General features: G+C 63.7%; 5 protein-coding genes and 1 pseudogene. 5 read left to right on the top strand and 1 reads right to left on the bottom strand.

The features are described 5' to 3' along the window. The first annotated feature begins 49 nt into the window (after positions 1 to 49). Positions 50 to 1,389 (top strand): annotated as a pseudogene (locus tag NQU55_RS34695) (IS630 family transposase). 85 nt (positions 1,390 to 1,474) lie between these two features. On the opposite strand, the gene NQU55_RS34690 reads toward NQU55_RS34695, so the two are convergent. After that, positions 1,475 to 1,954, bottom strand: coding sequence for a VUT family protein (locus tag NQU55_RS34690; protein ID WP_168091611.1), 480 nt, complete (start codon positions 1,952 to 1,954; stop codon positions 1,475 to 1,477). 570 nt (positions 1,955 to 2,524) lie between these two features. On the opposite strand from NQU55_RS34690, the gene dpdE reads away from it, so the two are divergent. Genes dpdE through dpdH form a run of 4 tightly spaced genes read left to right on the top strand, consistent with a single transcriptional unit; the run spans position 2,525 to position 12,404 of the window. Next, positions 2,525 to 5,809, top strand: coding sequence for a protein DpdE (gene dpdE / locus NQU55_RS34685; RefSeq protein WP_206329027.1), 3,285 nt, complete (start codon positions 2,525 to 2,527; stop codon positions 5,807 to 5,809). Next, positions 5,799 to 8,402, top strand: a complete 2,604-nt coding sequence (gene dpdF / locus NQU55_RS34680) for a protein DpdF (protein ID WP_256791766.1) — start codon at positions 5,799 to 5,801, stop codon at positions 8,400 to 8,402. Before dpdE ends, dpdF begins: the two co-directional genes overlap by 11 nt. Then, the gene (gene dpdG / locus NQU55_RS34675; RefSeq protein ID WP_168091610.1) at positions 8,402 to 9,331 is read left to right on the top strand and encodes a protein DpdG; all 930 of its coding nucleotides are present in this window, start codon (positions 8,402 to 8,404) and stop codon (positions 9,329 to 9,331) included. Before dpdF ends, dpdG begins: the two co-directional genes overlap by 1 nt. Further along, the gene (gene dpdH / locus NQU55_RS34670) at positions 9,324 to 12,404 is read left to right on the top strand and encodes a protein DpdH (RefSeq protein WP_256791765.1); all 3,081 of its coding nucleotides are present in this window, start codon (positions 9,324 to 9,326) and stop codon (positions 12,402 to 12,404) included. Before dpdG ends, dpdH begins: the two co-directional genes overlap by 8 nt. The last annotated feature ends 1 nt before the right edge of the window (position 12,405 follow it).

Below are 12,405 nucleotides of genomic sequence, written 5' to 3'. Positions count from 1 at the left end.
TAGTGTGATGCGCCCGAAATCCTGAGGGTAAGTTGCTACCTTGTTGGTCATGTCGCATCCGGGGCCGTCCGCTGTAGAGATCGTGCTGTCCGAGGCTGAGCGTGCCGAGTTGGTGCGTCGTGCGGGATTAGCAGACCGGCGTCTGGCTGAGCGGGCCCGGATCATCCTGGCGTGTGCTGATGGCATGACGAACATGGGTGCCGCGCGGGCTCTCGGCGTCGCGGTCAGGACGGTGTACAAGTGGCGCCGGAGCTTCGCCGAGGAGCGGATGGCCGGGCTCGAGGACGCCGGTCGTGGCGGGCGGCCGAAGGCGGACCTGGTCCTGAGCGAGGTTGAGAAGGCTCAGCTGACGCGGTGGGCCCGGCGGGCGAAGACGTCGCAGTCTTGGCCCTGCGCGCGAAGATCGTGCTGCGGTGCGCGGAGGGCGGGACGAACAAGCAAGCTGCGGCGGATCTGGGGGTGGACGAGTCGACCGTGGAGCGGTGGCGGGCCCGGTTCGTCGCCAGGCGCCTGGTCGGCCTGCACGACGAGCCCCGGCCGGGCCGGCCACCCTCCGTTCTCCTCGACCGGGTCGAGGAGGTGATCGTGGCCACCCTGGAGTCCGCTCCGGGCAAGGACACGCACTGGTCGCGGGCCTCGATGGCCCAGCACACAGGGCTGTCGAAGTCGACCGTCGGGCGCATCTGGAAGCGGTTCGGCCTCAAGCCGCACCTGCAGGACACCTTCAAGCTCTCCACCGACCCGCAGTTCGTGGAGAAGGTCGTGGACGTCGTCGGCCTCTACCACAACCCGCCTGAGCGAGCGGTGGTGCTGTGTGTCGATGAGAAGAGCCAGATCCAGGCTCTGGACCGTTCCCAGCCGGTACTGCCGATAATGCCGGGCATGCCCGAACGGCGGACCCATGACTACCTGCGGCACGGGGTCACCAGCCTGTTCGCGGCCTTCAACATCGCCGACGGCACTGTCATCAGCGAGCTCCACCGCCGCCACCGGGCTGTGGAGTTCAAGAAGTTCCTGGTCACGATAGACAAGGCCGTGCCCGCCGGACTCGATGTCCACCTGGTCTGCGACAACTACGCCACCCACAACACCGCCGAGATCAGGAACTGGCTGGGCAGGCACCCCCGCTTCCACGTGCACTTCACCCCGACCGGTTCCTCCTGGCTCAACCAGGTGGAGCGATGGTTCGGCCTGCTGACGGACAAGCTCATCCGGCGTGGTGTCCACACCTCGGTGAAAGCACTCGAGGACGACATCAGGGCCTGGACCGACACCTGGAACGAGAACCCCAGGCCCTTCAGATGGACCAAGACTGCTGACGAGATCCTGCACTCCCTCGCCGACTACCTCACCAAGGTCAAAGGCCATCAGACAACCGAGCAGAACTAACCCTCAGGATTTCGGGCGCATCACACTAGCCCGCCCAGGTCGGGCAGCAACAAGGTGCTCTGGGCGGGCAGGCGGTGGTCGAAAGTTAGGCGGTAGCCCGCCTCCGCCGGCGGAGGACGGTCAAGACCGCAACAGCCCCAAGGGTCATCCACGCCTTGCCGAGGATCTGTCCCGGCAGGTACTCGAAAGAGTCGAAGGCGAGCTTCAGGAACAAGAGGCTGTCGGAGAGGAGTCCGATCGCGTTCGAGGCAAGCATCGCGATCAGCAGCCCTCGCTGCCGCAGCGGCTCGTAGACGGCGAAGTCCATAGTCTCGGCAACCGCGAAGGCCGCTGCTGAGGCCACGGCGAGGGCGGGGTCGGCCAAGAAGTACGACAGGATAGTGCCGATGGCTATGGCTGCGAGGACGGCACCACGGCCAGCCGCTTCTCGTGCAAGGTCACGGAGTACGAGTGCCAGGCCCACCATGTACACGCCGGCGGGGGCGGCGTAGCCGAAGCCGACCGGTACGGCTCCGAAGTGGGTGACTGCCAGGTTGGCGGCCGGGATGGTGGCGATGTATGCCATGAGTGTGGCTATGCCAGCAGGAGCGGGGACGTTCACGATCTACTCTCTGTCTCGGGGGTAGGAATGGCTGCGCTCTGCTCCAGCGGCGGACGGGCGGCGGGGCGAACGTCCAAACAGTACAGCTCACGGCACTGACAATCCTGAGGCATCCGCCCCGCCAGACTCTGGCTGGGATTCGCCTCCCACACCGCAGGGCGGCGGCACGACAGCGGCGTCGGTCCAGGCTGCAGAGAATGCCGCCCGCCCCGGACCCAACGCAGTTGTGCAGGCGAGGGCCGTCGGTACTGCTGCTGGAAGGTAAGCGGAGTCGCTGACACCTGCGCTATAGCTGCCCGCTGTGAGATCCGTTTCGGACATCTCCCCTCACAGCCGTACCGGAGGACGAGTGGGGACGATTTGCGCGAAATCACACCGAAATATCCGGCTGCTGAGATGCTGCAACCGGGGTATCTCCCGGCCTTAATCGAGTAGGTGTACGAATGCGTGAGAAGTGTCCTCGATGTTGTTGTCAGTGGTTCCCTCTAAGCTCGTCGACGTTCATATACATGCAGGTGGGGGGCGAGAAGAAGGATGTCGTCGGGCTTCAGAGTCGGGCACCTCGTCGAGTTCACAGGGGCGCCCGGAATCGGCCGGGTAGGGGCCGTCATCGGCGACGCGCTCCGCGTGGACTTCTTCGAGTCTGTCGCTGAACCGGAACTCGAGTCACGGACGGTGCCAGCGGCTGACTGTCGACACGTCAGGCTCAAACCGGAGACCCGCGTGTTCCGGCGCAACCCCAGCACCGGTGAGTGGCAGGCCGGGCGGGTGAGGGACCGCATCGGGGGGCGGTACTACATCCGGTTCCCCAATTTCGACTCAGACTTGCCGGTGCCCGAGTCCCAACTCCGTGTGCGCTGGGACAAACCGGTACGTGACCCCCTGCAGGTCCTGGTGTCTGGAGGAAACGAGTCCGGTTACCTGTACGACACCCGCCTGCCCATGCTGCACAACCTGACCGCGCAGCGGGCGGCCAGTGCTGGCATCTCTGCCTTCCTGTCGTCTGCGGTCGAGATCTTCCCGCATCAGGTTAACGCCGCTCTGACTGTTCTGTCCGACCCAGTCCAGCGGTATCTCCTCGCGGATGAGGTCGGCCTCGGTAAGACCATCGAGGCCGGATACGTCATCCGTCAGACCTTGATCGACAACCCTCAAGCCAGGGTGATTGTCGTCGCCCCCGACCCGCTGCGCCGGCAGTGGCAGGCCGAGTTGCGCGACAAGTTCTTCACCGAGGACTTCCCTGCGCGGGTAACGATCACCTCGCACGACACACCCGAAAAGTGGGAGAACTACCACGGGAGTGACCTCGTGGTAGTCGACGAGGCCCACTTGCTGGTCCAGGACAGAGATGACACGGACGAGGTCTACCAGGCCCTGTGCCGACTTGCGCACTCCGCCTCGAAGCTTCTGTTGCTGTCAGCCACGCCAGTGACTTCCAGCTACACAACACACCTAGGCCTTCTGCACCTCCTCGACCGCGATATGTACCGCTGGAGCGATCGGGAGGCATTCGAGCACCGGTACGATCGTCGCGCGGAACTGGCCGACCGCGTCTACAGCCTCAATGCCGACTTCCCGATGCTCCTGCCGTCCGCGCTCGACCTCATCAAAGAGGTGCTGCCCGCAGATGCGCGCTTCGACGATCTGTCCGCACAGGTCCTGGACCTCCTGGACGAAGACGGTGATCTACGCGAGGAAGCCGGCGAGCCGACCCTGACCCTGCGCATCGCCGAGCTGCGGGCGCACATCAGCGAGACGTATCGCCTGCACCGCCGTGTTATCAGGCACCGCCGGGCCCGCGTCCTACGTGATGACGAGGACGCGGTCCTTGCCCCCTACGAAGTGCGTGGTCGTGCCGAACCGACACCACTGACAGTGACCTCGTCCTACGATCCTGCCGCAGAGAGTCTTTTGGAGTGGCAGACCCAGACCTGGGGTCGCCTGCTCGATGAAGACCGCGGAAGCGCGCGAGGTGAGTACGCTCGCGCGCTGTGCGTACTCGCCTCGCGCCTCGGCGGTGCGTCCACGGATTACATCGATGCGCTCCGGTGGCGCGTCCGCCGAGACGAGCCTGCAGCACAGCGGGCGGGCCTCACTTTGCGTGAACGCACCTATCTCGCAGACCCGCCTCTCTCCCCCCACGAAGCGGAGATCCTCGAGAAGCTCGAACTGGAAATCACCGACTCAGACTCCGACGCCGAGCTTAATGATCTCGCTGCGACTCTCCGGCCGGCCCTGAGCGGGGGCGGACGAATCGTGGTCTTCTGCGGCCCCGGCACACTCGCGACACAGCTGGCCCAGCGACTGCGGACACGCTTTCGGACGGCGTCCGTCTCCGAGCACTCCAGAGGTGTCGGTCTCAAGGCGTCGGAAGATGCGATCAAGGCGTGGCGGGAGTGCGCCGCCCGGAAGACTCCCGTTCTCGTCGTGGATGACTCCGCCGAGGATGGCCTGAACCTCCAGATCGCCGACACAGTCATCCACCTGCGCCTGCCGTGGTCGCCAAACCAGCTTGAGCAGCGCCTCGGCCGGGTGGACCGCTACCGCGGCGTCGAGTCGCTTAGCCAGTCAGACCCGGCCCGCCAGTTCGCTCTTGTCGATGCTGAAACCTACAGCGGCACTTGGCTGTCCCTGCTTACCGATGGCTACGAGATCTTCTCCGCGTCGGTGTCCACACTGCAGGACGCCATCGCGGAACACCTTCCTCAGGTCTGGAGCGAAGCCCTTGAGCACGGCCCCGAGGGGCTTGGCGATCTGGCTGGGAGCGTTCGCTCCCAACTCGCCGCGGCCCGGCGTGTGATCGACAAGATGGACATGCTCGAGTCGATCTACGACGCGTCTCCTCAGCAGACCGACTTCGCCGTCCGCTTGGGGGAGATCGAGCAGGAGTGGCAGACCACTCGGGACGTCATGCTTCGGTATGCAGGAGATGGGGAGGGCACGAGCGGAATCAAGCTGCGCCATAACTCGCGCGTCATCAACGGCTGCGAGTGCGAGGAGTTCAGGCTGTCCCCTCCGCCACTCATCTCTCCTCACCTGTATGAGAGTAAGCGTCTTTCCGCTGAGGTAGCTCGTGGCGCGTTCAATCGGTCCACCGCTCTGCGGTTCCCCGGAACACGGATCTTCCGCGTCGGAAACCCTCTCATCGACGTACTCTCGAACGCCATCGCCTTCGACGACCGAGGTCAGGCCACAGCATTTGCCCGCTTTGACAGGGACTATCTGGGCGAGCACGAGCCATACTTCGGATTCGACTATCTCGTTGAAGCGGACATCTCTCCGGCACTGGCATTCACGCAGGGCGGGGTCCAGGCGACGGCTGCTCTGCGACACCAGGCCGACCGGCTTCTTCCTCCCTTCACTTTGAAGGTGTGGGTCCCGGCTGGCAGCCACGAGGCCCTGACTGACCACGGCATGCTGAACTGGCTGAACGCGCCCTATGACAATGCCAAAGATCGCAACTTCAACGCAAAGTCGATTCACCAGTTGACGGACCTCTTCGACGGCCGTCCTGGCTATGAAGTGTCGGTGAGGGCTGCCGAAGCCGTCGCAGTCGGTGAGTTGAAGCAGGCGACCAAGCTGATCGACCGCTGCTCTCGTGCCCAGGAACAGGGGCGTGAGCGCCTTGCCGTTGCGAAGGCACAGGCAGAAGCCCGCCGAGCTGCCGGCCGCCTACTTGAGGACAGGGAGAGCTACGCCGTCGACGTGAATGTCACCGACGCGTTGGTGGAGGGGCTGAGCACTCCGAAGATCCAACTCGTGGCCGCGACCTGTGTGGTGAAGACGGGCCTCATCAGGAGGGTCCGCCGTGGCAACTGACAACTGGACCGGCGCCGTCGCCCTGTTCAGGAACTGGCCGGAAATCCCGTCCGAGATCGAGGCCAAGGGGACTTTGCGACGTCTCCTTGACGCGCTTGTAGGCCTCAGTAACGGTTCCACAGGATGGCGAGACGTTGTCTCGCTGACCCGGCAGATCCTCTTGGAAGCTCGGGCCCGAGGAAACACGACCGGCTTCGAAGTTCCCTTGGATCCTCAATTGCCTCGCCGGGATCAGTGGGAGGCCTTGCATTGCCAAACCGGGCCACGCCGCGGTGGTTCGCATGTGTACGTGACTGCGGAGCCTTGGTGGCCCGCGACGCCGGATGCGACGTCCCGTACCGCAGCCGAGGTAGACCTTCAGCAGGTCTACCTCGGCCAGGACGCCCAGCATCGCCGCAAGTTTGAACCGTGTTCGGCCGACCCGTTCTGGACTTCCGCGCTGGGTGACGACCACAGCGGCTACGTGTCCGTTGGGCAACGCCAAGCGGCCCGGGCAGTGGCGCTTGCCGCACCGGGTAGCACCACGATCATCTGTCTGCCCACGGGGCATGGGAAGACAGCTGTGGCGATGGCGCCCGCACTCTTGCAGAGCAAGAGCATCGGTGTGTCGGTGGTGGTCGTGCCCACGAGCATCCTGGCTGTCGACATGGAGCGGCGTACGAGGGATCTCATCGAACGGCAAGGACACCAAAGCCCAACCCGCCGTTACGCCTACACCAGTGGCCTGTCGCCCGACGAGAAAGCAGAGATGCGGGCGGATATTGCTGCGGGGCGACAGCGCCTGGTGTTCACCTCACCCGAGTCGCTCGTCCGAAGCCTGAAGCAGCCGCTGGAGGACGCGGCAGAAGCGGGCCTGCTCCAATACTTTATTATCGACGAAGCCCATCTCGTTGAGCAGTGGGGAAACAGCTTCCGTACTGAATTCCAAACGATGTCCAGCCATCGCCGCACGTGGCTTAGCAAATCCCCGCCAGAACGCCGGCCTGTCACCGTCGCTATGAGCGCCACGCTCACCGCGCAGCAGATGGAGACCCTCAAGACCCTCTTTGCCGCTCCACAAGCTGCACAAATCGTGTGGGCTGGCCAACTCCGCCATGAGCCCAGCTACTACATCGACTCATGTGCGAACGAGGAGAAGAGGGAGATTGCAGTCCTCGACGCCGTGTCGCTGCTGCCTAAACCGCTGATTATTTACACGACGAAGGTCGTGGACGCCAAGGAGTGGGCCGACCGTCTGCATGCGCGAGGCATGCAGCGCGTCGTCCACGTCACGGGCGAGGCCAACGATGCCGAACGTCGCGAAGCCTTGGAAGGATGGGGTGGACGGACGACTGACGGCACGGCTGAGGAGGCAACAGCTACCCGGTACGACATCGTGGTCGGCACGTCCGCCTTTGGGCTCGGCATCGACCTCCCGGATGTCAAGACGATCGTGCATGCCTGTCTGCCCGAAACGGTGGACCGCTACTACCAAGAGGTCGGCCGAGGCGGTCGCGATGGCAGCCCATCGGTCGCGTATCTGGCCACAACGCGGCAGGACGAGAAGGTCGCCGAGCACATCAACGGCGAAGCAATCATCGGTGCGCCGCGGGCATTGGAGCGGTGGGAGGCAATGTGGCACAGCAAGACCTCAGTGGGAGATTTCTACCGGCTTGATCTCGACTCCTACCCCGCCGACATGTCCGTGGCCTACAACACGAGTCGTTCATGGAACGTTCGGATCCTCAACCTCATGGTGAGAGCCGGACTGATTAGACAGTACCCTCCCGAGCCACCCAGGCGCTGCGAGACCGAATCAGATGCCACGTGGAAAGCTCGCCTACAGTATTTCTACGAGACCGCTAACAAGTACGTCGATGTGGAACTGGTAGACCCTCAGACCAACAACCCCGACCACTTTCGAGTGCACTTTGAAAGTGAGCGCAACAAACTGCTTCGTGACCAGCAGTCTTCCCTGCGGGGACTCAAAGCCGCCCTAAGCGGAAATCGTTGTATCGGCGACGTGCTCGGCGCCTACTACCGTGTCCCCGATGGGGAGGGAGAACTCCGAACCGGAATCAACTGCCGAGGGTGCCCTCGCTGCCGAGCTAGCGCGCAACTCAAGCCGAATGGCTTCTATCGCCTGGCTGGTGAGCCGCGCCCACTGGTTCCCTCGCCGCAGAACCACGGCCGCCTTCCACTGGCCCGGTACTTCGGGGAGCGCCAGTGTTTGAGCCTGTGGTGGCAGGAGCCGAGCGACTGCGTATTGGTCGTGCGCCTGGTGGAGAAACTCGTACGGCGGGGGATCGCCGTCGTCGGCGGACCGGGTCTCAACGCCCACACCAGGAACCTACTTCAGACAACCGCGCGGACCCGCACGGTGATCCTCGACGAGGATGGTGCTCTCCTGACCTCTTGGCCAGGTCCCATGATGTGGTTGGCGGCTCCTGATTCTGACAGCCCAAGCTACGACGTCGGGGACCGGTTTGCCTGGAACGCTCCCACCTACCTAATTCACCCGCGGAACATGCGCCACCCAGAGAGGGCGGGCACACCGCTCGTCGATGTATACGAGGCGAGCCTGTCGATCCGCCGCGCCTTGGAGGAACTCTGATGACTCTCCTAAACGTAGATGCAGCCCTGCCCTCTCAGACGTGGGCGGTGGTTCGCCTCCTTGCCTACCTGGGCAAGAGCATCGCTGTTAACGAGGCGCGAGCGTTGGTGAGCCCTCCTTCCCTGCAGCCTGAAGACTCAAAGTCGCGGCCTCCATTCGAGAACGCGATCAGTTCACTCTCCGACCTCGGCCTGGTGCACATCGACGGCGAAAGCCAGGAACTTTCGCTCGCCGGCCCGGCCCGTGAACTGACCAGCAGCAGTGATCTCGATGCCTATACCTCGATCCTGCGCCGAGCGGTCCTTGACGCCGACCGCAACATCAACTTGGGTGCCGACAACGACCTATCGGGCCCTCGTGACCTCACGCGCGCGCTCGCCTGGTTGCTCTCGCTTGACCCCATGGATCAACCCGTCGACTGGGTCACCGCACAGAAGCTCCTGGACAAGGACATTGAGAAAGACAGGGTGCTGCGACCGGAGGTGCATCCCATCTTCGCGAATGAGACACGCTGGTTGCGTCTCGGACACTGGGCGCCGGCACTCGGGCTGGCAGCGGCGCCACTGATCCGAAGCGAGGGCCGCAGCCCTTTGGTGTCCGACTGCACGGCGGCAATCAAGCAGACGGTGAACGAATTGTGGCAGATTACGCAACGCGTCAATGCTGTCGAAGCCTTGCGGACCCTACGCGAGAGCCTTCCCGTCCTACCTGGAGGAGCCCACTCTCTCGCCATCGGAGTGACTGACCCTGGTGAAAACGTGGCGGGTCCTGCACTCTCGTTTGCTCTGTTGCGCGGCCATGACGAGAAGTGGATTCGCCTGGAGCACGACGACGATGCTCGCAAGATCCTCCTCGTACATGACCCGGAGAGGCCCGCGAGCCCTCGTCCGGTCAGCGACATCACCATTCTGGAGGCAATCCGTGGCTGATTTCGGCAGAATGATCTGTTGGGATCCCTCAACAGCGGCCTCCACGATCAACACCGAAGCGGTCAGCCCGCCACGGTCCGTCTTCCTGGCCACCCATGCGCCGCTGCGGATCAAGCGAGCTCGGCTCATGGATGAAAAGGAACTCGTCCTTGAAGGTGAGCCGATCGACGAACAAGCTGTTCTCGACGACTTTCTTGCGCTTCAGCCTGATAGCGGCGCCCTGCTCATGCCGGTCGTGGGTGATTCGGGCTCCGGTAAGTCGCATCTTGTACGCTGGGTGCGTGAGCGACTCGCTGCAAACGCTGCCGACATGGACCGGCGCGAGGTCATCTATCTCGAGAAGTCCAAGACGAGTCTCAAGGCCGTGGTCAGCACTCTGATCGCGAATGCAGAGAGCAGCGACTTGGCGCAGTTGAAGGAGGACATCAACAGGTTTACGGAGGGCATCGATGAGGAGTCGCTTGCGAGGCGAATCCTCAACGAATTGAGCGAAGCCCTTGAGGCCACCTCTCCCGCAGAGGTAGCGGGCTTGGGGCGCATGTTCGTTGGGTCTGGGAAATTGGCTGCCGTTCTCCTCGACCCGCATGTTCGGGCTGAGATGCTGGCCCCGGGAAAGTTCGTACCGGAACTAGCCACCCAACTCATTCACAACCGTCAGGCAGGGCAGGCTGATCGCCCCGAGGGCTTCAGCGTCAGCGACCTCCCTCTCGACATTCGCGACATCGAGTCCGTTTCGGGGATGGCCCAGCGGCTCCTCGGCACCATGAGCACCCGAGGCGACCTTCAAGCTATCGCCGTGGACCTGCTCAATAGCCACCTTGAGGCGGCTATCAAGGGTGCAGCCAACCTAGGGGCTGGCCGTCTACTGGACGCCATGCAGCAGGTGCGGCAGGAGTACCACCGGCAGGGGAAGGAGATCGTCCTACTCATCGAGGACTTCGCCCTCATCCAAGGCGTGCAACGTGACTTGCTTGATGCCGTAGTGGAGGCAGCCAATCGGGAGGGGCAGACGACACTCGCGCCGATCCGCACCCTCATGGCCGTGACCACGGGCTACTTCCACTCACTCCCCGAGACTGCTCTGACCAGGATGCAGGCGGCCACTGGGTACGTCTACCACCTGGATGTTCCCTTCGGCCCCGAAGAGTCGGGAAGCCAGCAGATCGCCTCGTTTGTGGGCCGCTACTTGAACGCCGGCCGTATTGGCCGTGAGGGCCTGGAGCGTTCCTCTGACGGAATTCCAAATAAGTGCATGTCCTGCGACCTGCAGGCGGAGTGTCACGAGACGTTCGGTGCGACGCCCGACGGCTTTGGTCTCTATCCCTTCAACGAGTCGGCCCTGGTGAGGGCTGTTCACTCAACGGCTCCCAAAGACAAACCGTGGTCCTTCAATCCGCGTGTCGTACTGGGCAGCGTGGTTCGACCGGTGTTGGTCGAGCAAGCGGGCGACTTGCAGCGGGGTGAGTTCCCTGGCCCGGCATTCCGGCAGCAGTTCCGCCCTGCGGCGATCGACGAACCTCTCAACCGCGATGTTCGCCTCCATGTAGACGAGCGTGATCACGCTTCGGCGGAACGGCGCAAGATAGTCCTTGAGTTCTGGGGTGATGCCCCTTCTCATGCCAGCGCCCTGAGCACCACGGTTCTGGACGCTTTTGCGCTGGAACCTCTGGGCGGCGAAATGCCGCGTGATCCCTCCGGGTCCATCCGTCAACGGAAGGAGCCTGACGAGCCGCAGACGAACACGAGGCCCGCGGGCCAGACAGATGAACTCCCCAGGGAACTTCAGCGAATGCTGGAAACAGTCGATGAGTGGAGCACACGCGAGGGCATGCTCGACACGGCAACCGCTCTCCGTATCCGAAGCACCGTGTCCACCGCAGTGGTCCAGCGGTACCTGTGGAACGCGCCACTGATGAGGGAGCAGGCTCTGGGAGACCTGAAGAGAGCAGCCTGGCCCCCCAAGGCAACCATCGTTTCCATCGAGGGTGCCAAGGAGAACCTGCGCGGCATTGAAGAAGCGCCGATCACCTTCACACGGCGAGCCAAGGACAGTTGGTTCTTCGACAGCCTGCTGCGGGCAGAGCGGAAGCTGCCGGCCCGAGCCGAGGACATCCGCAGATTGGCTGCGCTGGCCGAGCAGCATGCGCCCGACTTCACTGAACGCCTGCAGCGGCACATGGAGCTCACCGACGGCCACCTGGTGGTGGGACTCCGAGCGTCTCTGCTTGGTGCGGCCCTCGCTGGTCGGGCATGGCCCGGCATGACCACCGCGAATCTGCTGTCCGCCGCGCTGGACGACGGGCAAGAATGGAGCCGCGAAGACAACCTGATCCGGACCACCACGTGGACAGGTGCCCTGCAAATGCACCTCAAGGCGCGCCCCGAACTCGTCAAGCAACTCCGGCACGCCGTCGGTATCGCGCAGGGTATCGGCGCTGTGACCATGATCGATGCTGCGCGCGTCATGCCTCTCCTGGCGAAGGCTGCGACGACCTGGAGTTGGAATATCGATGGGGTCGACGTACCGACGTGGGTGCGTCCAGCGGTTAATGGCTTCGCATCGTGGCCGTCCCTGATCGATGAGCAGTTCACCAGGCTTGCGGAAATGCTCGATGCCATCCGGCTTCGTCAGCCCCGAGGTATCTCGGGGATCCAAGGCATGGCAGCGATCCGCGACGCCCTGGCGGCGGCCACAGAGGTTGGACTCCCGCTGACCGCAGAGCAGTCCCGTCACTTTGAGTCTCTGCTTCGAGCGGGCGCGGCTGCCGACTGGAAGAGCGTGGCTGCCCTCGAGGACGACCTCACCAAGGCGGCGGACGAGAGCCGTGATGATGTCGCACGACGGAATGCGCGCGTCGCTGCCGCGGTGAAGGAGCGCGGCAAGTCATTGACGGTGGTCCAGGAACTCCTCATGACAGCTGATGCCTGGTTGAATGCTGCGCTCGCCAGCGCCGACTCACGGTCGAGCGGCTCGGCCGGTGACAGCGCAGCCGAAGCCGTACAGGAGATCTGCAACGAGTGGCAGGCACTGACAGCCGCCCCGGCAGTGGATGACGACCGGGAGGACTGGTGAC

Source organism: Streptomyces telluris, assembly GCF_024519335.1.
Lineage (GTDB): Bacteria > Actinomycetota > Actinomycetes > Streptomycetales > Streptomycetaceae > Streptomyces > Streptomyces telluris.
Note: the sequence above shows the minus strand (reverse complement) of the source record. Positions and strands in the feature narration are given on the sequence as shown.